This is a genomic window from Aquimarina acroporae (assembly GCF_023195925.1).
GTDB classification, from domain to species: domain Bacteria; phylum Bacteroidota; class Bacteroidia; order Flavobacteriales; family Flavobacteriaceae; genus Aquimarina; species Aquimarina acroporae.
Genome location: NZ_JALPRE010000013.1, coordinates 1 through 25,605 on the forward strand (window position 1 = coordinate 1; position 25,605 = coordinate 25,605).

Consider the following 25,605-nt stretch of genomic DNA (forward strand, 5'->3'; position numbering starts at 1 on the left):
AATGAATTGATAAAGAGCAACCGTCATATCAACTACAAAATGTGATAATTTCACAATCAGCATTATCAATACTTTCAACATATTTGTGATTTTTACTTTATCAAAAGTATGGGGCAACATAGGGTGTAAACAAGGAGAGTGTCTTTCGATTTATAAATTTTAATCTTTAAATTTGTAAATTAAGTGTAGTAAAAAATCAAGACTAAAGCATTAATAACTAGATACGCTAAACCCTTATCTAATTTTTGAATTGTATCTTAGCAATTATTTTAGAAGCTTGAATAAAACTTGCTCTAAAAGATATAATTAACCTAACTGAATAAGAATATTTTACCCACTTATTCGTTAAAATATGTTAATGCAAGATTGCGCTAGGAACCGGAACATGAATAGAATTGCACCCAAAATAGTTATTCTCTTAACCTTTTATATTTTCATTACTTCAAACACTTCTGTTATTTCTCAGACTGATCAAAACGTATCCGATAGATTTAAAGAAACTTCTATACACATAGAAAAATCAATCGATACTTTACTTAGAAAAACATATGAAGAACTTGAAAAGGAGTATAATACAAACGAAAAAGATTCTATACTTGCAAAACTGTATGCTAGTGCCTATTTAGAAAAAGCAAAAAAAGAAAATAACAAACTTCAAATAGCTAACGGATACCACTTTTTTTGCTGGCTTTCAGCAAATGATTTTGAAAAGTCCTTAAAATATGCTGATTCTATTATTGAACTTACTAAGAACGATAAATTTAAGAAATACCCAACCAGGGGATATCTCTTTAGAGGGTTCAACCTTTTTGAACTAAACAAATACAACCCAGCTTTACAATCGTATATATCAGGACTTAAGCATGCAGAAATAATGAACGACACTGCAAATGTAATTGCATTAAAACATAATATTGCCCTTTTACGAAACACGTTAGGTGAAAGTAGAGAAGCTTTGAAGGAATATTTTGAGAATTTAAAATTTATCATTAAACAAGATACCTTAGACAAATTTCGACCTCATTATGTTACCACATTATATAAAATTTCTAGTACCTATAATGAGTTGGGAGTAGCAGATTCTGGATACATCTATATAAAAAAAATGATTCGTTCTACCCTGGCCAGTAAAAAACGATATTATTATCCTGAAGCATTACTAATTTCAGGGATGAATAGCTACCTAAGAAAAGATTTTCAGGCCGCAATAGATAGTTTACACAAAGCTGAAGGTATTTTAAATACCAATGGCGTACATTCTAGTAAAGTGATGACTAATTTATGGATTGGCAAAAGTTTATTACAATTAAACAAAAAGGAAAATGCTTTTAACTACCTTAAAAAGGTAGATTCTATGATAGATAAATCGAATTATACCTATAGTTATCGGGACGCCTTCACCTTATTGATTGATCACTACAAAGATGTAGACAACAAAGACAAGCAATTGGAGTTGATGCAAAAACTGATACAATTTGACAGTATTACAAGTGCCAAACACCAAAAATTGAATGTAAATCTGGTCAAAAATTATGACACCGCGAAGTTAATTAAGGAAAAGGATCTTTTAATTCAGGATATTCAAAACCAAAGTCAAAAAACAAAATTCCAATATATTATTATTGGTATTTTGATTCTTCTGATAACATCAATTATTTATTATTCTTTCTACAAAAAGAAGAAACTTGCTTATCTCAGAGAATTCGACGAAAAGCTAAAGCACATTGAAACTAAAAAGATAAAAAAAGCAAAAGACTTAGAAATAGACCCAAAAGTCACCAAAGATATTATTAAAAAATTAGAGCGTTTTGAACAGAATCTAGTCTTTTTAAATACAAACCTTACCCAAACCAAGGTTGCTAAAAGTTTTAAAACCAATTCTACCTATTTATCGAAAATCATTAACACCCACAAAAAGAAAAATTTTGCGAATTATCTAAATGATCTTAGAATAGAATATTGCATCAAACAAATAGAAACCAATCCTAAATTTAGATTGTATTCTGTAAAATCTATAGCTAATGAAGTCGGTTTTAATAGTGTACAATCTTTCTCAAGCGCTTTTCATAAAAAAACAGGCAAACATCCTTCAGAATACATAAAAAACAGGCCTTTACAGTAGTTTATGTATGGTTATGAAGTAAAAAATACGCTTTAAATTTATAAATTTATACATACTGTTACGGTTGTATAGACTACAAATCCTATGATATTATGTACTTTAGCCCCGGTCAAACTAAAAAGTTAATAACAATGAAAAGAAAAAAGCTTACTAAAATTTCACTTCACAAAAGTACTATTACAAAATTGAATGACTTAGAAAAAGCAAAAGTTAAAGCCGGGTCCCAAGAAACAGCAGTGCTATGTGAATTAGAATGGACTAGCAGTATTTTATCTATGAACCCAGATTGTCAGAACGGAACCTCTATTACATGTTAATTCAAAATTATTTATGATTTAGCAAGACGTTTAAAATATGGTATCAACAAATGAAAAGTAAAGAAAATGAAAAGAAAAAATCTAAATAAAATATCACTTAATAAAACCACTATTACAAAGCTTAACGATATTGAAAAAACAAAGATCAAAGGAGGCTTAGGCCCCAATAATACACAAATCTGTATTTGGACCTCAGGTATATTATCTGGTGATGGTTGTACAGAAGCCATTCAATAATAGGTATGCTATTTAGTATATATCTTAAAAAAGTCCCTTCTTTTGTCAGAAGGGACTTTTTTTATGCTTCCAAAGTTCCAAACATTACTAAACCAATTTAATATCTTCTTTAAACAACATATGAATATATTCGGCATGAATTTCTGCACTGTGCTCACTTTCTAAACAGTGAAACAGCAAGTGTATTAAACCATAATCACCCAATGCATCGCGATATTCATGTTTTTCTTTGTTTTTTACCCATAAGATAAACGAACATAAATGTCCAATCTCTCCCAACTTTTGAGGGTCCTTTAAACATTTACGAAAATCTTTCAGCGACATCCTGGCATACTCGTTATATTTTCGTTTACAAAAGTTGTAATCGAAAGTATGTTTATAGGATTGTAACTTCCTGTTCTGTATTTCATAATTAATACCACTCATAGCATAAACATCTTTTTCATTAGGTACTTCTATTTCATAGTCATACGATTTGGTTACTATTAATTTTACAAATGGTATGCCACGACTTTAAAAAAATAACTTAATAAAAAGTAAAAAAGTCTTAAAAATGTTACTGAAAGATTTTTGGAATAATTCCACATCAAAGATACAAAATTTGGAAATATTCCAAAAATGAATTTTAGTGTTTTTTTGCATAAAAACCCATAATCACATGATTAACAATTATTTAATTCGACATCTTGTGAATTGCTGTTAATAAAACCTGATAAGTTTATTTTCAAAAACAAAAATTGCCTTTTACATTTACCACATGAATTTGATCTATTCTGGTATGTTTTTTGGGGAAAGAACTACTGGTATATAAAAATTGGGAAATACAAATCAAATCGTAAATTATGCAGTATAAAGTAATTGATACAAAAAGCCAGTATTTTGGTAAAGTATTGGATTTCCAGTCCTGCTCTAATTTGAATGATCTGGGAGGAGTCCTCTTAAAGATTGGAAGAGACAGAGTTTCACTTTTTAAATTTAACGAAGTAGAATTGATGTAGCATTTATTCTACTTCTTCTTACCCCTATTTTCTCTTTCTTTTTTAAAACCAAAATACCAATATATGTGATTACATGTTAAAAAGATGGTACATATGGGCGTGTCTGTTATTCTGGATAAATAGTAGTTGCCAGAACGATATCGCTATTGATAATATTCAAGATGTTCCTTCGTTCCAGGAAAAAGATAACCGCTACAAAGATGTTTTCGTCATTCTTGATGGCACTTGGAAAGGTGAGTTTTTAATTTATGAAGATTTAAACCCAATCTCAAAAGATGCAATAGACCTTAACAACATCTCTTTATCCCTTTTTAAAGCAAGAAAACTCAAGCAAGTGAACCAAATTGAAGTAACTCAGGTATACACATCAGAAACTCCTTATTTTCAAAGGGTAGAGATTATTGATTTTTACCCAGACACAAAACAAAAAGTGGTGAGTAAAGGAGTTAACAAAATTCAAGATGGTAATATGTGGTGTGTTGTTAAAAAACCCGATGAAACTGTTATTCATAAAGGCACCACCGAGGGAGAAAACACCATTATTTGGCAGCGAAACGAAAGAAACCCTCAGAAAATAGAATATTTCAAAGAAACCGTTTCTCCAAAATTTTATGAAATTATAGGTTGGGGATATTATGAAGGAGATGACACTAATCTTTCTCCTAAACTATGGTTTTATGCCAAATATGAACGACAATAAAGTAGTGTTCATTATTCCTGAATTAGGTCAGACGAGATTACTACATCATCAATCCAAATAGAACGTTTACCTCCTCCAGTTTGATAATCAACCCATCCTATTAATACATTTTCAAAAACTGGAAATTTCCATTTTCCGTTCGTGCCATTATCTACACATCCCTCCCCCTTATCTATTACTGATATAGAAGTTATTTCTTCTTCATTTAACCATAATTTCATAGTATTTTTAGATCCATCAAAATACCATTGTAAAGTGAACCACTCTTGTTCAGGGATCTCAATTTCTGAATGTTGCCAACAATCACTTTTTACTCCATTTGTATCATAATTGGCCATTAATCTCTTGTGGTGTTGCCCCCCATATCTTACTTCAGCATTAAATTCTCCATCATTCACCTTGCCTGAACTTTGAATCATTGTCCAATGAATTCCGTCTGGAGACGCTTCTTCTACATACATCTTCAGTTTTCCGTAATACTTATTTTGAAGAATCGGAAAAATATGATCTATTCCTATAATAGCACGGTTTGTATACCCTTCTCCAGAAACCAAATGAACCGACTGACCCCCACTAAATGACTTTGTATCATCTATCAGAACAGTACCTTCTCCGGTCTTTTCCCAGGGAGCACCTGGAACTTGTCCTACTTTATGATTTTCAAAATCATCTTTGAATAAAATAGTTTCATTTTTACTACATCCACCCAAGAAAAAAACTAAAATATAAAGTATGGTAAGCTCCCTCATTATCTTCATACGCCAAGTTCGGTAATTCGCTTTACATATTTGCCAATGACATCAAACTCCAAATTCACCACAGTACCTACTTCAAAGGCATTAAAATTGGTGTGCTCGTAGGTAAACGGGATTATCGCTACACTAAATTCATTTTTCTTAGAATTTACCACAGTAAGACTTACTCCGTTCACAGTTATCGAACCTTTTTCTATGGTGATATTGCTTAGTTCAGGATCATATTCAAAAGTGAAATACCAGCTACCATCTGCCTCAGAAATACTTTTACAAATAGCAGTTTGATCTACATGACCCTGAACGATATGACCATCAAGACGATCTCCCAACTTCATCCCTCGTTCAAGGTTTACAATAGTGCCTTCTTTCAAATCGTTAAGATTGGTTTTATCCAAAGTTTCTTTTATCGCAGTTACTGTATACTGGTCTCCTTCTATTGACACCACGGTAAGACAAACGCCATTATGTGCTACACTTTGGTCTATTTTTAATTCTGAAGTAAAATTCGCACGTACAGTGATATCCAAATTTTCCTTATCTGCTCTTAAAGATGTTATTGTTCCTAATTCTTCAATGATTCCTGTGAACATAAATGCGAATTATTTAGTTAAATTTGTGACCTTAAAGTTTAAGGTCTCATTTTTAGACCTCAAAAATACTGATTAAGTACTTTATATAATGAAGAAAGAACAAAAAATAAGATTAGGAATTTCAATAGGTGATTTAAACGGAATAGGAAGTGAAGTGATATTTAAAACTTTTGAAGATTCCCGCATGCTTGACTTTTGCACTCCTGTCATTTTTGCATCGGTTAAAGTTCTTTCATTTCTTAAAAAACAATACAAAGTAAATGTAAATCTCCACGGAATTGACAAAGCTTCTCAAATTCTGGATGGTAAAATAAATGTCCTTAATGTATGGAAAGAACCTCTTGATATCAGTTTTGGGAAAGAAGATGAGAAAGTAGGAAGTTACGCTATTAAATCTCTCAAAGCAGCCACTCAAGCGCTAAAGAATAGTGAAATTGATGTTTTGGTTACCGCACCTATAAACAAACACAGTATACAATCTAACGAGTTCAAGTTTCCTGGACATACCGATTATTTAAATCAGGAACTACAAGGCAACAGCCTAATGTTTATGATTACCGATGACCTTAAAGTAGGTTTGCTCACAGATCATGTCGCAGTAAAAGATATTGCCAATACCATTACTCCAGAACTTATTCAGCAAAAAGTAAATACTATACATCTTGCCTTACAACAGGATTTTGGCATTTCTAAACCTAAAATCGCGGTATTGGGCATTAATCCTCATAGTGGAGACAATGGAGTTATAGGAAAAGAGGATGAAGAAATATTAAAACCTACCATTAAAACCATACAAGATACAGGTAAGCTGGTATACGGACCCTATTCTGCTGATAGCTTTTTTGGTTCAGATGCCTACAAAACTTTTGATGCCATTGTGGCTTCTTATCATGATCAGGGATTAATACCATTTAAGACCTTATCTTTTGGAAAGGGAGTAAACTATACAGCTGGTTTGAATAAAGTAAGAACCTCACCAGATCATGGTACCGCTTTTGAAATTGCCGGTAAAAACAAGGCAGATCATAGCTCATTTAAGGAAGCCGTGTTTGCAGCATTGAAAATTTTTAAGAACAGAAATGAATATTCAGAACTCACTAAAAACCCTTTGAAAAAGCAGCCTCGAAAGCCGCAAAACAAGGGAAATTCTCAGTAACAGAAACATGTAAAAAACGACCTACATAGAATGTTCCAAAAGTATGTAGGTATAAAAACACTAACTTTCTGATATAATTTTGTTTACAAAAACACTTTCATATTGAATTTTTATTATCTTTGCACCCGCCTTTACCAGATTGGTGGGCACTCGAAACTGATGATAGAATGAAACAACTAAAAGAGTATACTATTCCTTTTGTTGGACTAAAGCAAGAATTGCACCAGTTTGAGTATCAAATTGACAATACGTTCTTTGAGCATTTTGAGTATGACGAATTTAATGCATCTGCAGTTAATGTCGACCTAGAATTTGACAAAAAATCCACCATGTTGGAGTTACATTTCAAAGCGACAGGAACTGTAAATGTAAATTGTGACCTTACTAATGAACCTTTTGATCTTCCTATAGAAGACGAGTTGTTTTTGGTAATAAAATTTGGTCAAGAATATAATGATGAAAATGAAGAGCTTCTTATTTTACCTCACGGTGAATACGAAGTGAATATTCAACAATATATTTATGAGCTTATTGTTCTTGGAGTTCCTTCAAAAAGAGTACATCCAGGAGTTGAAGATGGCACATTACAATCAGACATACTTGAAAAGCTGGATGAACTAAGTCCAAAGGAAAAAAGTATAGAAAAGGACAATGAGGAAACAGATCCTCGTTGGGATAAATTAAAAAACTTATTAAACGATAAATAATAGCTAAGCAATGGCACATCCTAAGAGAAAAATATCGAAAACTAGAAGAGATAAGAGAAGAACTCATTACAAAGCTACTGTACCTCAAATTGCTACAGATCCAACTACTGGTGAAGCACATTTATACCACAGAGCTCACTGGCATGAAGGTAAATTATATTACCGAGGACAGATAGTTATCGACAATACTGAAGAAGAAGTAGCATAAGGTTACTGTTAAAATTTTATATAAAGCTCTCACTTTTGTGAGAGTTTTTTTGTTTTTAGTTGAATATGTGTCAAAATCAAGTTATTTTGTGCCATATTTGTATAGAATTTAGTAATTTCGACGACTTTTTAGGCATTTTTTATACGATGTCAAGTGAAAAGAACTAAGTAGTTTATTGATGTTAATCCCTGCATTTCAGGACAGTAAAGCAGTAATTAACGAATTGCATTTGAACATAATGTTATGTTCAAATGAAACTAAAATCAAGATATGAGTAAAATCACAGCCGCTATCACAGCTGTAGGCGCCTATGTGCCAGACTATGTGTTAACCAATCAGATTTTGGAGACAATGGTTGATACCAACGATGAATGGATCACCACTCGTACAGGTATTAAAGAACGACGATTATTAAAAGATAAAGATAAAGGAAGTTCCTATTTAGGAATAAAAGCTGCAGAAGATCTTATTGCCAAAAAAAATCTAGATCCAAAAGAGATAGATATGGTAATTTTTGCAACTGCAACTCCTGATCTTCCGGTAGCCGCTACTGCAGCTTATGCCGCTTCAAAAATTGGAGCTGTAAATGCTTTTTCTTACGACTTGCAAGCCGCTTGTTCTAGTTTTTTATATGGAATGTCTACTGCCTCCAGTTATATAGAATCTGGACGATATAAAAAGATTTTACTTATCGGAGCAGATAAAATGTCTTCTATCATAGATTATACAGATAGAGCTACATGTATCATTTTTGGTGATGGTGGAGGAGCTGTTCTTTTTGAACCTAATGAAGAAGGTTTAGGGTTTCAAGATGAGTTTTTGAGAACAGATGGTATTGGTAGAGAGTTCTTAAAAATCGAAGCTGGAGGATCTATTTTACCTCCGTCAGAAGAAACTGTAGCCAAAAGACAGCATTTTGTTCAACAAGACGGAAAAACAGTATTTAAATATGCTGTTTCAAATATGGCCGATGCCAGTACCAAAATCTTAGAAAGAAATAATCTAACAGGTGATGATGTTGACTGGTTGGTTGCTCATCAGGCTAATAAAAGGATTATCGACGCTACCGCCAATAGAATGGGGTTAGACGAGAAAAAAGTTCTTATGAACATTCAGCGATACGGTAATACCACTTCGGCAACTTTACCGTTATTACTACACGATTACGAAAAACAACTCAAAAAAGGAGATAATATAGTATTTGCCTCATTTGGTGGAGGCTTTACTTGGGGTTCTATTTACTTAAAATGGGCCTATAATTCCTAAAACAACTAAACACACAATACCCAATATTATGGATTTAAAAGAAATTCAGAATTTAATTAAGTTCGTAGCCAAATCAGGAGCAAGCGAAGTAAAATTAGAGATGGATGACGTTAAAATCACCATTAGAACAGCTTCAGATGACAGCAAAGAAACAACTATTGTACAGCAAATCCCAGTAGGAAGTGCTGTTGCACAGCCTGCTGTACCCGTACAAGCCGCTCCACCGGCAGCCGCACCTGCGGCAGCTGCTCCAGCTTCAGAAAGCGCTTCTGAAGACAATTCAAAATATATAACTATAAAATCTCCTATTATAGGAACTTTATATAGAAAACCTTCACCAGATAAACCAACATTTGTAGAAGTAGGAGACTCTGTAAAAGAAGGAGATGTACTTTGTATTATTGAAGCAATGAAACTTTTCAATGAGATTGAAAGTGAAGTTTCTGGTACCATAGTAAAAGTTCTTGTTGATGATTCTTCTCCTGTAGAGTTTGATCAACCTCTTTTCTTAATTGACCCATCATAACCTAATTTTAAAATTCCTGCCTAAAAAGTTCCAACTTCAAAACATTGATTTTGGAGACTAGGGTTTGGGATTTGAAATTTCTAATTTCTAAGTAGTTATGTTTAAAAAAATTCTAATTGCAAATAGAGGTGAGATTGCAATGCGTGTAATCAGAACCTGCAAAGAAATGGGTATCAAAACAGTGGCGGTTTATTCTACTGCAGACGCCGAAAGTTTACACGTGCGATTTGCAGATGAAGCAGTTTGTATAGGACCCGCACCCAGTACTGAATCATACCTAAAAATGGCAAATATTATTGCCGCTGCAGAAATTACCAATGCAGATGCCATACACCCAGGATACGGATTCTTATCTGAAAATGCTAAATTTTCAAAAATATGTGAGGAACACCAGATTAAATTTATTGGTGCCAGCGCAGAGATGATTGATAGAATGGGAGACAAAGCCTCTGCCAAATCTACAATGATTGAAGCTGGAGTACCATGTGTTCCAGGAAGTGAAGGGGTTATTCCAGATTTTGAAACTTGCCTTAAAGTAGCCAAGGAAACAGGTTACCCAGTAATGCTAAAAGCTAGTGCCGGAGGTGGAGGAAAAGGAATGCGCGCCGTATGGAAAGAAGAAGACTTACAAGCCGCATGGGAATCTGCACGACAAGAAAGTAAAGCTGCCTTTGGTAACGACGATATGTATATGGAAAAGCTTATCGAAGAGCCAAGACATATCGAGATACAAGTTGTAGGTGATAGTAACGGACGTGCATGTCACTTATCAGAAAGAGATTGTTCTGTACAGCGAAGACACCAAAAACTAACTGAAGAAACACCTTCTCCATTTATGACCGACGAATTGCGTGATAAAATGGGTGCTGCTGCCGTAAAAGCTGCAGAGTTTATTAAATATGAAGGTGCAGGAACAGTGGAGTTTCTTGTAGATAAGCATCGTAACTTCTACTTCATGGAGATGAATACACGTATTCAGGTAGAGCATCCTATTACAGAACAAGTAGTAGATTATGATCTAATACGTGAACAAATATTGGTAGCTGCCGGAGTACCTATTTCTGGTAAGAATTACTACCCGCAATTACATTCTATAGAATGTAGAATTAATGCAGAAGATCCATATAAAGATTTTAGACCTTCTCCTGGTAAAATTACCAATTTACATATCCCAGGGGGGCACGGAGTGCGAGTAGATACACACGTATATAGCGGTTATATTATTCCACCAAACTATGACTCTATGATTGCTAAATTAATTACCACTGCTCAAACCAGAGAAGAGGCAATTAATAAAATGAAAAGAGCATTAGATGAGTTTATCATAGAAGGTATCAAAACAACCGTACCTTTCCATAGACAACTTATGGATGAGCCAGATTATGTTTCTGGTAATTATACCACTAAGTTCATGGAGACTTTTTCAATGAAAGAACCCGAAGAAGATTAATATAAATATAAAGCCTCCTCACAGAGGCTTTTTTTATGAGTTTAAGTTATTGGGAACATAAAACATGGTTAGCAAATATCGATTTCACCGTTGTTGGTAGTGGAATCGTTGGACTTTCTTGCGCCCTCAGGTTACGAGAAAAATTTCCAACCGCCAAAATTCTTATCCTTGAACGAGGAATACTCCCTAATGGTGCCAGTACCAAAAATGCTGGTTTTGCCTGTTTCGGAAGTTTATCAGAAATACTTGACGATCTTAAATCACATTCTGAAGAAGAAGTGCTACAACTAGTACAAAAAAGATATAGTGGTCTACAAGTATTAAGAAGAACTTTAGGAGATCGTAGTATCGATTATAAACCTTATTCAGGATATGAGCTTTTTACAAAGCATGATGTTACATTATTTGAGGAATGTATCTCCAAAAAGGAAGAAATAAATCAACTTCTACATCCTTTGTTTGGGAAAGATGTTTTTACGATTGATGATAACAAATTTAAGTTCAAAAATATTCTTCCGCACTATATTGTAAATCAATTTGAAGGACAGATCGACACCGGAAAAATGATGGAAGCTTTACTAGACAAAGTACAAAATAGCCAGATAAAGATTCTAAATAACTGTGAAGTAACTCATATTGAAGACCTTAACACTTCTGCAAAAATAAAAACCAAACATTTTACGTTTACTACTAACAAAGTGCTTATCGCTACCAATGGTTTTGCATCTCAATTAGGAATAAAAGAAGTAAAACCAGCCAGAGCACAAGTCTTAATTACCAAACCAATCAAAAATTTACATATTAAAGGAACCTTCCATTTGGATAGAGGTTATTATTATTTCAGAAATATAAATGACCGTATTTTATTTGGCGGAGGGAGAAATTTAGATTTCAAAGCCGAAGAAACTACTCGATTGGAACAAACACCTTTGGTACAAAATACATTGGAGCAAATCTTGCAAGATGTTATTTTACCAGATACCGCCATAGAGATCGATCATCGTTGGAGTGGCATTATGGGCGTTGGAGCAAAGAAAAAAGCCATCGTTACACCTCTTTCAGATTCGATATATTGCGGTGTTCGTCTTGGAGGAATGGGGGTTGCCATAGGAAGTGTAATTGGCACAGAATTGGCAGATCTTTTATAAGAATGTGTTGACAGATGAAAAAATTGGTTCGGTTTATAGTAAAAAATATGCTTCTATTTATAGTGATGAGTATACTATGGGTATTGGCATATAAATGGATAGATGTACCCGCTACTCCCTTAATGGGTATTCGCAAGTTACAGTCTGAACAAAATCATACGGTTCGACATAACTGGGTACCCCTGGAGCAAATATCAAAAGATTTACAATTGGCTGTGATTTGCAGTGAGGACCAACACTTCATGCAACATAATGGATTTGATAAAGAAGCTATTGAAAAAGCCATTGCAGAACATAAAGCTGGCAAAAGACTTCGTGGCGCCAGTACTATCTCACAGCAAACAGCCAAAAACGTATTTCTATGGCCTCATCGAAGTTGGATCCGAAAAGGGCTAGAAGTTTATTTTACATACTTAATTGAAACGTTTTGGACCAAAGAACGCATTCTCGAAATTTACCTCAACAGCATTGAAATGGGAAATGGAATATATGGAGCAGAAGCTGCAGCAAAATTTTGGTTCGATACAACAGCCAAAAATTTGAATAAAAGTGAGGCTGCGGCTATTGCAGCAATTTTACCTAATCCTAGAAAATATCTTGCTAATCCGCCCTCTTCCTATACCGAAAAAAGAGCGGCTTGGATTTTTATACAAATGCGTAATTATGGTACCTTAGTGTTTGATAAGCCGCAGCAAAATGAATACCGAGAACATTAAAGAATCATTACATCAATATTGCGTTACCTATGTGAATGAACGATTGCAACGCATTCAAAATACCATTGCCAATATTCAGGAATCTTTAACCTCAGAAACCAAAAGTACTGCCGGTGACAAACATGAAACAGGTCGCGCCATGTTACAACTTGAACGTGAAAAAGCTGGAAAACAGCTTGCCGAAGTGCAAAAACTGCAGCAAATCATAAATAAAATAGAGATTGCCACATCTTCAGATCGTATTAGACTAGGGAGCCTTGTGAAAACTTCAAACGGGAATTACTTCATTAGTATTTCTGTAGGTCAAATAATCATTGAGAATGTTACCTATTTTGCCATTGCCGCCAATACCCCTATTGGCACATTATTATTAGGCAAAAGCGTTGGAGATACCATAAATTTTAATGGAAATGAGATTACCATTCAAAAGATTCATTAATCGAATTTCGTTTTTGCCTCAAAACTATTTTATTGTACTCCATTAGATATAAAGAAATTATAGTTATATCTTATTCTCAATAAAACTAAAAACCATGAAAAAGCTGATACTCCTTTTCGCTATCTCTTTGTTTTACGCTTCCGCATCTTTCGGACAAGTTGATGAAGATTATACAAAAACATTAAGAACCATGTTTGAAATAGCAGGTACTGAAGACACCTACAAAACAGTAATAAACCAAATGTTCATGATGTATAAATCTCAATATCCGAATGTGGAAGAAGAAATTTGGGATGAATTTGAAGATGAATTCATGCAAACCTCTATGAACGATCTTGTTCAAATGCTAGCTCCAGTCTACAGTAAACATCTCACCAAGGAGGAATTATTACAAATTATACAATTTTATAACTCTTCTGTTGGAAAGAAATTAGCGAAAAGCACACCTCTTATTACTCAGGAGTCTATGCAAATTGGACAAGAATGGGGAATCAAAATAGGTGAAAGATTCTCAGAAAAACTAAAACAGAAAGGATATTAAGGTATACCACATACTTTTTTATCGGTATTAAAATTTCATTCCGTTTGGTATACCAAAATGATTTTAAGTAAATTGCCAATCCATAAATCATCATTATCATGCCGAAGTTTTTTGTATTAACCCTTTTGGGGCTATTGCTATTTTCATGTAAACCTTACGAGACTACCAAAACCAGAAAAAATCAGATCACTTATGAAGATTTCAGAGCAGATCAAAGATTATATCCTACAGATGATGGTTTGATAAAATATATAGACAAAGGCAAAGGTCCTTCTACGATTCTATTATTACATGGTGTACCAACTTCGGGCTGGTTATACCGAAAAATGATCGATCCTTTGGTAAAACAGGGGTATCGGGTAATCGTTCCTGATATGTTAGGGTATGGATCTAGTGATTCGCCAGATGGATTTGAAATTTATAACAACGAAAATCACGCAAAACGCCTGCTTGAACTTATGGAATCTCTGGGTATAGAAAGCTGGACGCACGTAATGCACGATGCTGGAGGATTATGGACCTGGGAACTTATAAAACAAGACCCGAACAAAATCGAAAAGCTTATTGTACTCAACACCATCATCTATGAAGAAGGTTTTTATCCTCCGGTTCGTATGAAGCCTGGTGGATTGGCAAAAACGGCAATGTGGGCCTATCGAAACGGAGTTACTACAAACACTCTACTTAAGAAATTATTTAAGGAAGGACTAAAAGAAAATACTTTAAACCCATTGGATATTGAAGGGTATAAAACACCTTTACTAGAAGGAAAAACCAAAGCGATGTACTATTTCTTCAGTCAAACCTGTAATGATTTACCCGACTATTCTGAAGTTTTCGAAAATATAAATGTACCTGTTTCTGTAATTTGGGGGATTCATGATACCATGCTTCAATGGCCTCCTCAACAAACAAGAGCAGCAAATGCTCTTGGCGTTAAAAATGAAGATATTCATTTCGTAGATGAGAAACATTTTGTACAAGAAACCAAAGGGAAAGAAATTGCCTATAAAATCTTAGATTTTCTTAGAAATACTGCAGAAGAAGAATAGTTAACGATTATCTAGTTACGACTTGTAGTGCTGATCCAGTGTCTGAGTTCAACTCTAAAGATAGTACCGTTAATTAACTCCAATATTTGGTGTATTTCTTCTCGACTTACTGCAATATCTATTTTTTCTGAAGGTGTTCTAAGCAATAAAGATCTACAATGCAGAGGATCTTTACACTCACTACAACATTGTGATTCAATGGTATTGATGCATGATTCTGAGAAATCTTTAAGTTCGTTTAGGGTAAGCAAAAACCCAATATCTCTAAATATGAGTTGAACTTTGGGTGTTATCGTACGAATCTCCTTTTTCCAAAAAAAAGAAATTCCTATATCATTATTATAAATTTTATGAATTGGGTCCATTTTGAATCGCAATTTGATTCAAAAATACACATTATTTATAATCAATCTAAATAAAAATAAGTTAATTTATATCTTTCAGCTTCAATTGCAATGACACCGTACCGTTCCATTCATTTTCATCAATTGTAAAAGCCGCTTTAAACCTATTTTGATTTGAGATCATCACCTGTTTAGCTCCCAAGCCAAAACCTATGGCTCCCACGGTAATTCCATTTTTTTGAACAGCACATTTAAGATGTTTGTCGTCTGCTCCAACACATTTTCCGTATCCTGTATCTGCAAGACCTTCTGTCATAAAAACCGGAGTCATATTTCCCGGACCAAAGGGTGCAAACTGCTTCAAAATACGATAAAACTTAGGGGTAATTTCTTCGAGTTCAATTGGTACATCTATAGTAATTTCTGGAGTCAATAATTTTTTATCAATGGTACCTGCTACTACTTCTTCAAATTTTTGCTTAAACGTCTCATATTGCTCTTCGAGCAAGGTAAGACCCGCCGCATATTTATGCCCTCCGAACTGCTCGATATGGTCTGAGCAAGCATCTAAAGCATTGTACACATCAAATCCCTTAACCGATCTTGCAGAGGCAGCAAGCTTCTCACCGCTTTTCGTAAAAACTAATGTTGGGCGGTAATAGGTTTCTGTTAATCTTGAGGCGACTATACCAATCACCCCTTTGTGCCAGTTTTCATCATATACCACCGTAGTAAATTGTTCTTCTTCCTCATTTTTTTTGATTTGCTGCAAAGCCTCTTCAGTAATACTCTTATCTGCGTCTTTGCGATCGCTATTATACACTTCAATTTCAGAAGCAAACTGTAAAGCAGTTTCCAAATTTTCTTCAACCAACAAATTCACAGCATGCAACCCATGCTTCATTCTTCCGGCAGCATTAATTCTTGGTGCGATAATAAATACCACATCGGTTATGGTCAAGGTTGCCTTTTTTACTTGCGAAAGCATTGCCCTAAACCCTACTCTTGGGTTGGCATTAATCACCTTCAATCCATAATAGGCCAATACTCTGTTTTCACCTGTAATGGGTACAATATCTGCTCCAATTGCCGTTGCTACCAGGTCCAAATACGGAAATAATTCTTCTATCGATTGATTACGTACCAAAGCCAAGGCTTGAATCAATTTAAATCCTACTCCACAACCACATAATTCTTTATAAGGGTATGCACAATCTTCTCTTTTCGGATCTAACACCGCAACAGCATCGGGTATTTGATCTCCAGGCCTATGGTGGTCACAAATAATAAAATCTATCCCTTTGTCTTTTGCATAAGCCACCTTTTCGATAGCTTTTACTCCACAATCCAACGCAATAATGAGCGATATATCATTATCATGGGCATAATCGATACCTTTATAAGAGACTCCATATCCTTCATTATATCGATCGGGAATATATGTAGCTATTTGCGACGATAGGGTTTTAAGGTAAGACGACATTAAAGCTACCGAAGTTGTTCCATCTACATCATAGTCCCCATACACCAATACATTCTCACCATTTTGCAATGCAGTATTAATTCTTTCTACCGCAAGCTCCATATCTTTCATTAAAAAAGGATCATGAAGATCATCGATAGAAGGCCTAAAAAACTTTTTAGCTTCTTCAAAAGATGTAATCCCCCTTTGCACCAAAAGAGAAGCTATAATTTCATCTACATTTAGCTGTTCTGATAAGGTTTGTACTGTCGAAAAATCGGGTACTGGTTTAAGTGTCCATCTCATCTATGTGTTATATTCCAAATGATTAAAAAATCCAAAGTACAAAAAACATCTTCACCATGATAGATTTGCCATTAGTTTTGTATTTTGGGGTATTAAAATTTCAAACTTAAACTCAAAAAATACACATATGCCATTAGTAACTCCATTATCTGCAGATCACGATCCAGAAACTAGGGAATTAGCAGAATTTTTTAATGAAACCCTGGGGTTTTGCCCAAATTCGGTATTAACAATGCAAAGAAGGCCAGCCATCTCAAAAGCATTTATTAATCTGAACAAAGCAGTTATGGCCAATGAAGGGCGAGTAACTTCGGCTTTAAAACGAATGATCGCCTGGGTAAGTAGTAATGCCACCGGTTGTAGATATTGTCAGGCTCATGCTATACGTGCTGCAGAGCGATATGGTGCAGAGCAAGAGCAACTAGATAATATTTGGGAATATAAAACACATCCCGCTTTTAGTGATGCAGAGCGTGCCGCACTAGATTTTTCTTTGGCAGCTTCAATGGTTCCAAATGCTGTAGATGCTAAAATTAAAGAAGAATTATATAAACACTGGGACGAAGGAGAGATTGTAGAAATGCTAGGTGTAATCTCTTTATTTGGGTACCTAAACCGATGGAATGATTCTATGGGAACTACGGTTGAAGAAGGTGCTATTGAGTCTGGAGAAAAATACCTCGGCAAACATGGTTGGGAAAAAGGAAAGCATGTTTAGACCAAAATAGAACGATATAAAATCACCCCTGAAATTAGAAAATCTTCGGGGGTTATTTTTTCTTCAAATAGTAAGCATAGCTTTTATACAATAGTAGCAGGGTAAGAATCAGAATAAAAATGGCCCACATCCAATAGGTGCCTGGCAGGTATTCTGCGATCATTTGTGTATCTGAATAAAGTGTTTTCCCATTTCTTTGAAACTGCTTGGTAAACAAATATCCCGTTTGCAGGTAGGTACTCAAAACACATTGCGTCCCTAAAAACAATACTGTAAAAACTTCGAGGTTTCTTACCCTAAGTATTGCTATAAAAAACAGTATCGCAGCAAAAACACTTAGAATCACTAAGGCTAGTAAATCATGAATCCATATACAAAGTGAAAGCACCATTACCGACAATAATATCCAAAGTGCGATTCGAGCTGTTGTGCGATTTCTTGCCGCAGCGATAAGTAATGCTCCAGATATTGCAGGCCCAAACAATCCGCCCGCAGAAGTAAGAGCTCTTGCAATCGAGTAATTAAGATAACTGCCTGTAACACTAGAATATGCAACACCACCACCATTTTCATAAATCTCAAGATAATAGAACTTCCCACCAAGAAATAAGGCCGTAAGCCCATGCCCCATTTCATGAAACCAAGTACCTAATAACAATAATGGATATTGAATAAACCCAAAATAAGGAAGTTGCCAAATCAAAAAGACCAGCAAACTAATCAAAATCACGGTTAATAACGGTTTATAATTCAACACTTTACTCTTTTAGACTACTTCTCTCATAACAACATTAATGCCTATTTAGTATTTCTAGGCTATATAAATAGCAGCGTATCAGAAGTAAAGATCTACTTTGCCACCAAAGGATTTTGATCAAAAGAAACACCGCTCCATCCTGTTTTTATAAAGTTTCTAATGTTTTGATGATCGGTACCTTCTGGAGTACTCAAAACATCTTTATAATACTGCCCAAAACAATGCAAAGTTTCCTCTTTATTTAGTTGTTGGAGATGTGCAAAATATAGGAGTTTACAAGACCCGGAGTTTTCTCCTTCTTTATTCAATACTTCTCCATTTTTGAAAGCACTTGGTGTAAAATCGTAGTTATCATCGATTACACTCATCGTATTTTGGAAAGTTATTTGGTTTGAATCTTCTTTGAGTTTAGATATAAATTGAGCGGTAGTCATTTATTAGGATTAAAAAGTTTTTATGTAATGATTTTCTTTACCATGCTTTGAAGCACCGGCACAACATCGATAGTAAACCAGGGATTTTTGGTAAGCCAAAATCGATTTCTGGGTGATGGATGTGGTAATGTGAAAAACCTTGGAAGATATTCATCAAAAGATCTTACAGTATCTGTAAGTGTGCGCTTAGCAGTGTCTTTTAGATAGTATTTCTGTGCGTATTGCCCAATAAGAATTATGAATTCTAAATTAGGCATATGGTTAAACAGAGATTCGTGCCATAATGGAGCACATTCTGGTCTTGGTGGTAAGTCACCACTTTTCCCTTTTCCCGGATAACAAAACCCCATAGGTACAATCGCAATCTTGGTTTCGTCATAAAATACCTCATCAGAGATATCGAGCCATTTCCTAAGTTGTTTTCCGCTGGCATCATCCCACGGAATACCTGATGCATGCACTTTGGTTCCTGGTGCCTGCCCAATAATTACAATTTTAGCATCTGGGTGGCCTGTTACTACGGGTCTTGGCCCCAAAGGAAGATGCTCTTTACATACATCGCAGGCTTTTATATCAGAAAGCAGCTCGTTCATTATTTCTTTTTTCCTTCAACGATAACCACAATTTCTCCTTTAGGAGGTTTGCCTTCAAAATGTGTAAGCACTTCTTGTGCTGTTCCTCTTATGGTCTCTTCGTGTAGTTTGCTTAATTCTCTAGATACAGAAACCTGACGATCTTCACCAAAATATTCGGTGAAATTACCGAGGGTTTTAATTAATTTATGCGGAGATTCATAAAAAATCATGGTTCTGGTTTCTTCAGCCAGTAATTTTAGTCGGGTTTGTCGCCCTTTCTTTACAGGCAAAAAACCTTCAAAAACAAATTTGTCATTGGGTAAACCACTATTTACCAGGGCAGGCACAAAGGCTGTCGCTCCAGGAAGACATTCTACCGGTATATCATTCTCGACACAAGCTCTGGTAAGTAAAAATCCGGGGTCACTTATCGCTGGAGTTCCCGCATCGCTAATTAATGCAACCTGCTCTCCACTTTTTAACCTCTGCACAATTCTATCTACCGTTTTATGTTCATTATGCATATGATGGCTCTGCATGGGAGTAGCAATTTCAAAATGCTTTAGTAGTTTTCCACTGGTACGAGTATCTTCAGCAAGTATAACATCTACCTCTTGGAGCACTTTTATCGCTCTAAAAGTCATGTCTTCTAGATTACCAATGGGTGTTGGGACAATATATAATTTTGACATTAAGGTCTTACTTTTTTACCTAGTGTATATGATACTATTAAAATGATGATGGCATATACAGATAATCCAACCGGATGATCGGCATAATGATGCGCTAAGCTTGCTAACACCAAGTCGAAAAAGAATCCAGCATAGGCCCATTCTTTTAACCACTTTACTTTATTGGTAAGAATAACAACTACTCCCAATATTTTTGCAATAGCTAATGGAATTACGATATAGGTAGGATAATTAAAACTTTCAAAAAAACCTTTAATCATTTCGGTTTTAAAGAAATACATCTGGGCAGAGTACACCATTATTGCGCAAAGCAAAATGGTTGCAATCCAATAGGCAATTTTCATAATCTAGTATTTTATTTAGTGCTCGTATTTGCTAAGAACAACATCAAAAAATCGTTCTTCATATTCGTCTTTACCTTCCCAGTTATTATAATCTGGCTTTACCATAGAAACTATAAAGTCTTGAGCTTCTTTTTTATCAGAAATAGTATTCAGTTGCGAAAGTACTCTATTATAGTCGGTAGTACTACCTTCGAAAAGGTGTTTTATAAAGGCCAATCGATCATTTAAACCAATATGAATATCTTTTCGCAATTGTTCGTTTAGCGATTTTGGTTTTTCCTCTGTAACGGTACTCTGAAATAATGGAGTTACTTCTTCCATATCATTCTTTTCATACGAAGATTGTACTCCTTCAGAAAAGGAAGGTTGCTCGGTTGTAGTCTCTGAAGCCGGTACAAAAAGATCTTCACTCACTCGAGCATTAATCTCTTCAATAATCAATTCGGGTTTATCATTTACCTCAGTTTTTTCCTCCTTTTTTTCTTCTACCGGAACAGAAGTCGTTGGCACATCTTCGTCTTTGGGTAATTCAGGTTTGGGAGCTATAATGGCTTGTATTTTTTCTTTTACCTTTTTTAGTTCATCAGACTCTTCTTCTTGTAAAGCTTTTTCAACTTGCCCTATAGTAGGTTGCGGTCCTTCAAAATGTGCTTCGGCAAAACTTAAGATTGTTAATTTTTCATATAGCAATCTGGCTTCTTCCTGTAATTGTGGTAATGTAGAGGTGTCTTTGAGTTTTAATATTCTATGAGCAATACTTATCAGTTCCGCTTCCAATTTCTTCTTCATAACTTTCTTATTCGTTTCTAATACTGCTTTTTGTTTTTTAATAAATTTGCCTCATCTTTAAACGTGAGGTAAAGGGGTTTTCTTAATTGATTCTGAAAAATACAAAATGTTTCTCGAAAATACAGTAAATCATAAAGAGCAATTTGGGTGGATAGAGGTAATCTGCGGTTCGATGTTTTCGGGTAAAACAGAAGAATTGATACGCAGATTAAAGCGTGCACAATTTGCAAAGCAAAAAGTCGAAATATTTAAACCGGCAATCGATGTACGGTATGATGATGAGATGGTCGTCTCTCATGATGCCAATGAGATTCGGTCTACTCCGGTTCCGGCGGCAGCTAATATTAGAATTTTAGCCGACACCTGTGATGTTGTAGGTATTGATGAAGCTCAGTTTTTTGACGATGAAATTGTTGCTGTTTGTAATGACCTGGCAAACAAAGGAATTCGGGTGATCGTAGCAGGATTAGATATGGATTTTAAAGGTAATCCGTTTGGTCCAATGCCAGCCCTTATGGCAACAGCAGAGTATGTAACCAAAGTACATGCGGTATGCACTCGTACTGGGAACCTTGCTCAATTTAGTTATAGAAAATCTAGAAAAGACGACTTGGTACTTTTGGGAGAGACCGATGAATATGAACCGCTAAGTCGAGCTGCTTATTATAAAGCGATGCTCAAAGAAAAAGTAAAAAAAATAGACGTTACAGATCCTAAAGAGGTGTCTGAAAATACTAGGAAAACCGATGAGTAGTACAAAAGAAACGGTTTTAGAAATTAATCTCGCTCATCTTGCTCATAATTTTAAGTATCTAAAAAGTAAGGTTGCTCCCCATGTAAAAATGCTAGCTGTAGTAAAAGCCTCGGGATATGGCAGTGATGCAGCTGTTATTGCCAAACACCTTGAAAAATCTGGAGCCAATTATTTTGCGGTAGCCTATGTTTCTGAAGGTGTAGCATTGCGTGAGGCTGGAATCAAAACTCCCATTTTGGTATTGCACCCGCAACCAGTGAATTTTGAAAAACTTATCGCGCATACCTTAGAGCCTAGTATTTATAGCCCAAGAACACTTCAAGAATTTATCAAAGTAGCAGAAGATAAAAACCAAAAAGAATATCCTATACATATTAAGTTTAACACCGGTCTTAACCGTATCGGCTTTTGGGAAAATGATATTGACTTTATTCTGGAGCACTTAAACAAGACCCAAGCTATTAAGATTAAGGCATTACTTTCGCATCTGGCAGCAAGCGAAGATCATGAAGAAAGAGATTTTACACTTGGGCAAATCAATACATTCAAAAATATTGCTCAACGCTTGGGTAAACAATTGGGATATCAACCTATACTGCACCAATCAAATACTTCAGGGATCTTAAATTATCCTGAAGCACATTTTGATATGGTACGAACAGGTATTGGTTTATATGGATATGGGAACGAAGCCAAATTCGACAACCAATTGAAACCTGTAGCTTCTTTAAAATCTATCATTTCTCAAATTCATAAATTAGAACCTGGCGAAAGCGTAGGATATAATCGTGCTTATAAAGCTCCTGGATTTGTAAAAACTGCTACCATTCCTATTGGTCATGCCGATGGTATAAGCAGACAGTACGGAAATCAAAAAGGGTTTGTCACCATCAATGGTGAAAAGGCCTACATCATAGGTAACGTATGTATGGATATGATTATGGTAGACATTACTGCCATAGATTGTAAAGAAGGCGATGAGGTTATCATTTTTGATGCATCATCAAACGCAGCGCAGATAGCCGAACATTCTGGAACGATATCATATGAGCTTCTTACCGCTATCTCGCCACGGGTAAAACGTATTGTTATCGACAAAATGTGATTTTGATCGAAAATCCTGGTTTTTTCCATATTCAACCTATGTAAATTGTAAGCCTTTTTTTGTTAAATTAGACCAATACTAACTACATAAATCTAACAAATATGGGATTTTTCAAAGATTTTAAGTCTTTCTTAATGAAAGGTGATATCGTTAATCTTGCCACTGCTGTTGTAATTGGTGGAGCATTTAATAAAATTGTAGGTTCTGCTGTAGCAGACATTATTATGCCAATTGTAGGTATCATTACAGGAGGAACCGACTTTACTCAAAAATTTATTGCGCTCGACGGTAAAGAGTACGAAACATTAGCTGCTGCGCAAGAAGCGGGAGCTGCAGTAATGACATATGGTAACTTAATTCAAGCTATTATCAATTTTGTAATCGTAGGTTTGTTTATATTTATCGTGCTTAAGGCATACGAGAAGTCTCAGAAAAAAGAAGAGGAAGCTCCTGCACCGCCAGCTGGACCGACTCAAGAAGAGTTATTGGCTGAAATTAGAGATTTACTAAAGAAGGACTAATCTCTATGTAGAATGATCTATCTATAGCTACCGCTATACTACATATTCTAACTAAACCGCTCTGAAAATGGGCGGTTCTTTTTTTACATATTGTTATATATTTAACATTTTATACGAATATTTATATTTTAGATTCAAAGACTTGCCATATTAGAAATAATCTGCACATTTGCTGAAATTTAAAAGAGTTTATACGATTTTTGTATAAGCAAATAAGTATCGAATAATAAAAAAGAAATTATTTTCTTATGAAAGTAGCTGTTGTAGGTGCTACCGGATTGGTAGGAACCGTAATGTTAAAAGTACTGGCGGAAAGAAATTTTCCGGTGACCGAATTAATACCTGTAGCCTCAGAACGATCTGTAGGTAAAAAAGTATCTTATAAAGGAGAGGAATATACCGTGGTAGGTCTTGCTACAGCAATCGATATGAAACCCGATGTAGCATTATTCTCTGCTGGAGGGAGTACCTCATTAGAGTGGGCACCAAAATTTGCAGAAGCCGGTATTACCGTGATCGATAATTCGTCGGCCTGGAGGATGGATCCTACCAAAAAACTTGTAGTTCCAGAAATTAACGCAAAAGCACTTACTGCAGAAGATAAAATTATTGCGAACCCTAACTGCTCTACCATACAAATGGTTATGGCATTAGGTCCTTTGCATGATGCCTATAAAATTAAGCGTGTTGTAGTTTCTACATATCAGTCTATTACTGGTACTGGAGTAAAAGCGGTACAGCAATTAGAAAACGAATACGCTGGTGATAAAGGAGAAATGGCATATCCATATCCAATTCACCGCAACGCGATACCACATTGTGATGTATTTCAGGAAAATGGCTACACCAAAGAAGAAATGAAACTGGTAAATGAAACGCAAAAGATACTTGATGACCGCACCATTGCAGTTACTGCCACTGCTATTCGTATTCCTGTTGTTGGAGGACATAGCGAAAGTGTAAACCTTGAGTTTGACAAAGAATATATAGAAGGTGATGTAAGAACTCTACTAAATGATACTCCTGGAGTTACAGTGCAAGACAACCCAGATACCAACACCTATCCAATGCCTATTTATGCCGAAGGAAAAAATGATGTATTTGTAGGTAGAATACGAAGAGATCACTCACGAGAAAATGCATTGAATATGTGGATCGTTTCTGATAACCTTCGAAAAGGAGCGGCAACCAACGCAGTACAAATTGCAGAGTATCTGTCTGAAAATGAATTAATCGGCTAAATAACCAACCAACACCATTATAAAACCCTTGTTATCCCTTTGATAGCAAGGGTTTTTTGTTTTTTATTGTACTTCATTGATATTGAAGCCTGTAAGGTTTTTAACATTTCTCCCTCTAACTAACCATTATAATCACTAAAAAATAAAAACAATGAACAAGTTAATTATACTATTAAGAATCGTACTGGGAGCAATGTTAATCGTTTTCGGACTTAATAAATTTATAGGCTTTTTACCCGATTTTGAATTTGCCAATCCTGAAGCTGGAATCTTTTTTGGTGCCCTGGCCAGTAGTTATGTTTTAAAAACAGTTGGCCTAGTAGAGGTAATTGTCGGTCTTCTTCTCGTTATAAACAAAGCTGTACCCTTTGCTTTGGTTCTTATGGCTCCAATTTCTGTGAATATTATTTTATTTCATGCTACCCTGGACCCTGCAAACATAGGCCCCGGAGCATTTGTATTTCTTGTGAACAGTTTTTTAATATTTAAATACTGGAACTCCTATAAAACACTTTTCTAAAAGCAAAATTTTTCGTTTCTTACAGAAATTTCTGACTGCTCTCATTCGATTAATCCTACAGGTTACTAAACCCCAAAGTAACGTGGAAGAATTCCCATTTTCTTCATAGATTATT

At 35.1% G+C, this 25,605-nt stretch carries 33 protein-coding genes; 22 read left to right on the forward strand and 11 right to left on the reverse strand.

Annotated features, from left to right (window positions below; all coding sequences use genetic code 11):
- Nucleotides 1-385: 385 nt before the first annotated feature.
- The 3 genes from M0D21_RS18350 to M0D21_RS18360 all read left to right on the forward strand — a co-directional run bounded on the left by M0D21_RS18350 (nt 386) and on the right by M0D21_RS18360 (nt 2,676).
- On the forward strand, nt 386-2,122 hold the full coding sequence (locus M0D21_RS18350; RefSeq protein WP_248332168.1) for a helix-turn-helix domain-containing protein: 1,737 nt from the start codon (nt 386-388) through the stop codon (nt 2,120-2,122).
- Nucleotides 2,123-2,253: 131 nt separating this feature from the next.
- Entirely contained in the window at nt 2,254-2,439 is a 186-nt protein-coding gene (locus M0D21_RS18355) for a class I lanthipeptide (RefSeq protein WP_248332170.1), read from the forward strand.
- A gap of 66 nt (nt 2,440-2,505) precedes the next feature.
- Complete coding sequence (locus M0D21_RS18360; protein ID WP_248332172.1) at nt 2,506-2,676, forward strand: class I lanthipeptide; 171 nt, start codon at nt 2,506-2,508, stop codon at nt 2,674-2,676.
- A gap of 87 nt (nt 2,677-2,763) precedes the next feature.
- Here M0D21_RS18360 and M0D21_RS18365 read toward each other — a convergent pair whose 3' ends face one another.
- Nucleotides 2,764-3,102 carry a hypothetical protein gene (locus M0D21_RS18365; RefSeq protein ID WP_248332174.1) on the reverse strand — a complete coding sequence of 113 codons (339 nt, stop codon included), beginning with the start codon at nt 3,100-3,102 and terminating at the stop codon, nt 2,764-2,766.
- Nucleotides 3,103-3,518: 416 nt separating this feature from the next.
- Here M0D21_RS18365 and M0D21_RS18370 point away from each other — a divergent pair, with 416 nt between their 5' ends.
- Nucleotides 3,519-3,674 (forward strand): hypothetical protein, encoded by a 156-nt coding sequence (locus M0D21_RS18370; protein WP_248332176.1) that lies wholly within the window; start codon nt 3,519-3,521, stop codon nt 3,672-3,674.
- A 73-nt stretch (nt 3,675-3,747) separates the two neighbouring features.
- A complete protein-coding gene (locus M0D21_RS18375; protein WP_248332180.1) occupies nt 3,748-4,374 on the forward strand; it encodes a hypothetical protein in 627 nt (208 codons plus the stop codon).
- An 11-nt stretch (nt 4,375-4,385) separates the two neighbouring features.
- Here M0D21_RS18375 and M0D21_RS18380 read toward each other — a convergent pair whose 3' ends face one another.
- Both M0D21_RS18380 and M0D21_RS18385 read right to left on the reverse strand, forming a co-directional pair.
- On the reverse strand, nt 4,386-5,132 hold the full coding sequence (locus tag M0D21_RS18380) for a hypothetical protein (protein ID WP_248332182.1): 747 nt from the start codon (nt 5,130-5,132) through the stop codon (nt 4,386-4,388).
- Nucleotides 5,129-5,719 (reverse strand): riboflavin synthase, encoded by a 591-nt coding sequence (locus M0D21_RS18385; protein WP_248332184.1) that lies wholly within the window; start codon nt 5,717-5,719, stop codon nt 5,129-5,131. Before M0D21_RS18385 ends, M0D21_RS18380 begins: the two co-directional genes overlap by 4 nt.
- A gap of 88 nt (nt 5,720-5,807) precedes the next feature.
- Here M0D21_RS18385 and pdxA point away from each other — a divergent pair, with 88 nt between their 5' ends.
- The 11 genes from pdxA to M0D21_RS18440 all read left to right on the forward strand — a co-directional run bounded on the left by pdxA (nt 5,808) and on the right by M0D21_RS18440 (nt 14,928).
- Nucleotides 5,808-6,875: a 4-hydroxythreonine-4-phosphate dehydrogenase PdxA gene (gene pdxA, locus M0D21_RS18390; RefSeq protein WP_248332186.1), complete on the forward strand. Its 1,068-nt coding sequence runs from the start codon at nt 5,808-5,810 to the stop codon at nt 6,873-6,875.
- 167 nt (nt 6,876-7,042) lie between these two features.
- Nucleotides 7,043-7,582, forward strand: coding sequence for a YceD family protein (locus M0D21_RS18395; protein WP_248332188.1), 540 nt, complete (start codon nt 7,043-7,045; stop codon nt 7,580-7,582).
- 10 nt (nt 7,583-7,592) lie between these two features.
- Nucleotides 7,593-7,790, forward strand: coding sequence for a 50S ribosomal protein L32 (gene rpmF / locus M0D21_RS18400; RefSeq protein ID WP_025743674.1), 198 nt, complete (start codon nt 7,593-7,595; stop codon nt 7,788-7,790).
- Between the two features lie 270 nt (nt 7,791-8,060).
- On the forward strand, nt 8,061-9,056 hold the full coding sequence (locus M0D21_RS18405; RefSeq protein WP_248332190.1) for a beta-ketoacyl-ACP synthase III: 996 nt from the start codon (nt 8,061-8,063) through the stop codon (nt 9,054-9,056).
- 28 nt (nt 9,057-9,084) lie between these two features.
- Entirely contained in the window at nt 9,085-9,582 is a 498-nt protein-coding gene (gene accB / locus M0D21_RS18410; RefSeq protein WP_248332192.1) for an acetyl-CoA carboxylase biotin carboxyl carrier protein, read from the forward strand.
- Nucleotides 9,583-9,679: 97 nt separating this feature from the next.
- A complete protein-coding gene (accC, locus tag M0D21_RS18415) occupies nt 9,680-11,032 on the forward strand; it encodes an acetyl-CoA carboxylase biotin carboxylase subunit (protein ID WP_248332194.1) in 1,353 nt (450 codons plus the stop codon).
- 35 nt (nt 11,033-11,067) lie between these two features.
- Nucleotides 11,068-12,180, forward strand: coding sequence for an NAD(P)/FAD-dependent oxidoreductase (locus M0D21_RS18420; protein WP_248332195.1), 1,113 nt, complete (start codon nt 11,068-11,070; stop codon nt 12,178-12,180).
- Nucleotides 12,181-12,194: 14 nt separating this feature from the next.
- Entirely contained in the window at nt 12,195-12,896 is a 702-nt protein-coding gene (mtgA, locus tag M0D21_RS18425) for a monofunctional biosynthetic peptidoglycan transglycosylase (protein WP_262922138.1), read from the forward strand.
- Nucleotides 12,877-13,335, forward strand: a complete 459-nt coding sequence (locus M0D21_RS18430) for a GreA/GreB family elongation factor (RefSeq protein WP_248332200.1) — start codon at nt 12,877-12,879, stop codon at nt 13,333-13,335. Before mtgA ends, M0D21_RS18430 begins: the two co-directional genes overlap by 20 nt.
- 94 nt (nt 13,336-13,429) lie before the next feature.
- On the forward strand, nt 13,430-13,876 hold the full coding sequence (locus M0D21_RS18435) for a DUF2059 domain-containing protein (protein WP_248332202.1): 447 nt from the start codon (nt 13,430-13,432) through the stop codon (nt 13,874-13,876).
- A gap of 98 nt (nt 13,877-13,974) precedes the next feature.
- A complete protein-coding gene (locus tag M0D21_RS18440; RefSeq protein ID WP_248332204.1) occupies nt 13,975-14,928 on the forward strand; it encodes an alpha/beta fold hydrolase in 954 nt (317 codons plus the stop codon).
- A gap of 11 nt (nt 14,929-14,939) precedes the next feature.
- On the opposite strand, the gene M0D21_RS18445 is transcribed toward M0D21_RS18440, so the two are convergent.
- Together M0D21_RS18445 and recJ are read right to left on the reverse strand one after the other, a co-directional pair.
- Complete coding sequence (locus M0D21_RS18445; RefSeq protein WP_248332206.1) at nt 14,940-15,293, reverse strand: hypothetical protein; 354 nt, start codon at nt 15,291-15,293, stop codon at nt 14,940-14,942.
- Between the two features lie 61 nt (nt 15,294-15,354).
- Nucleotides 15,355-17,040 (reverse strand): single-stranded-DNA-specific exonuclease RecJ, encoded by a 1,686-nt coding sequence (recJ, locus tag M0D21_RS18450; protein ID WP_248332208.1) that lies wholly within the window; start codon nt 17,038-17,040, stop codon nt 15,355-15,357.
- 127 nt (nt 17,041-17,167) lie between these two features.
- Between recJ and M0D21_RS18455 the strand changes: the two genes are divergently transcribed.
- On the forward strand, nt 17,168-17,758 hold the full coding sequence (locus M0D21_RS18455; protein WP_248332210.1) for a carboxymuconolactone decarboxylase family protein: 591 nt from the start codon (nt 17,168-17,170) through the stop codon (nt 17,756-17,758).
- A gap of 52 nt (nt 17,759-17,810) precedes the next feature.
- Here the strand turns inward: M0D21_RS18455 and M0D21_RS18460 are convergent, their stop codons facing one another.
- The 6 genes from M0D21_RS18460 to M0D21_RS18485 form a co-directional block, all read right to left on the reverse strand.
- Nucleotides 17,811-18,512 carry a M50 family metallopeptidase gene (locus tag M0D21_RS18460; RefSeq protein WP_248332212.1) on the reverse strand — a complete coding sequence of 234 codons (702 nt, stop codon included), beginning with the start codon at nt 18,510-18,512 and terminating at the stop codon, nt 17,811-17,813.
- Nucleotides 18,513-18,607: 95 nt separating this feature from the next.
- Nucleotides 18,608-18,949, reverse strand: a complete 342-nt coding sequence (locus M0D21_RS18465) for a HopJ type III effector protein (protein WP_248332215.1) — start codon at nt 18,947-18,949, stop codon at nt 18,608-18,610.
- Nucleotides 18,950-18,969: 20 nt separating this feature from the next.
- Nucleotides 18,970-19,542: a uracil-DNA glycosylase family protein gene (locus tag M0D21_RS18470; protein WP_248332217.1), complete on the reverse strand. Its 573-nt coding sequence runs from the start codon at nt 19,540-19,542 to the stop codon at nt 18,970-18,972.
- A complete protein-coding gene (gene rsmI / locus M0D21_RS18475) occupies nt 19,542-20,216 on the reverse strand; it encodes a 16S rRNA (cytidine(1402)-2'-O)-methyltransferase (protein WP_248332219.1) in 675 nt (224 codons plus the stop codon). The genes M0D21_RS18470 and rsmI overlap by 1 nt, the downstream gene beginning before the upstream one ends.
- Entirely contained in the window at nt 20,216-20,560 is a 345-nt protein-coding gene (locus M0D21_RS18480; RefSeq protein ID WP_248332221.1) for a DoxX family protein, read from the reverse strand. Before M0D21_RS18480 ends, rsmI begins: the two co-directional genes overlap by 1 nt.
- 15 nt (nt 20,561-20,575) lie before the next feature.
- Nucleotides 20,576-21,349: a hypothetical protein gene (locus M0D21_RS18485; RefSeq protein WP_248332223.1), complete on the reverse strand. Its 774-nt coding sequence runs from the start codon at nt 21,347-21,349 to the stop codon at nt 20,576-20,578.
- A gap of 106 nt (nt 21,350-21,455) precedes the next feature.
- Between M0D21_RS18485 and M0D21_RS18490 the strand changes: the two genes are divergently transcribed.
- From M0D21_RS18490 to M0D21_RS18510, 5 genes are all read left to right on the forward strand, one after another.
- On the forward strand, nt 21,456-22,103 hold the full coding sequence (locus tag M0D21_RS18490) for a thymidine kinase (protein ID WP_248332225.1): 648 nt from the start codon (nt 21,456-21,458) through the stop codon (nt 22,101-22,103).
- Entirely contained in the window at nt 22,096-23,208 is a 1,113-nt protein-coding gene (gene alr / locus M0D21_RS18495) for an alanine racemase (protein ID WP_248332227.1), read from the forward strand. The genes M0D21_RS18490 and alr overlap by 8 nt, the downstream gene beginning before the upstream one ends.
- 101 nt (nt 23,209-23,309) lie before the next feature.
- Nucleotides 23,310-23,729 (forward strand): large conductance mechanosensitive channel protein MscL, encoded by a 420-nt coding sequence (gene mscL / locus M0D21_RS18500; RefSeq protein ID WP_248332229.1) that lies wholly within the window; start codon nt 23,310-23,312, stop codon nt 23,727-23,729.
- A gap of 248 nt (nt 23,730-23,977) precedes the next feature.
- Entirely contained in the window at nt 23,978-24,970 is a 993-nt protein-coding gene (locus M0D21_RS18505) for an aspartate-semialdehyde dehydrogenase (protein ID WP_248332231.1), read from the forward strand.
- 151 nt (nt 24,971-25,121) lie between these two features.
- Nucleotides 25,122-25,490 carry a DoxX family membrane protein gene (locus M0D21_RS18510; RefSeq protein WP_248332234.1) on the forward strand — a complete coding sequence of 123 codons (369 nt, stop codon included), beginning with the start codon at nt 25,122-25,124 and terminating at the stop codon, nt 25,488-25,490.
- The last annotated feature ends 115 nt before the right edge of the window (nt 25,491-25,605 follow it).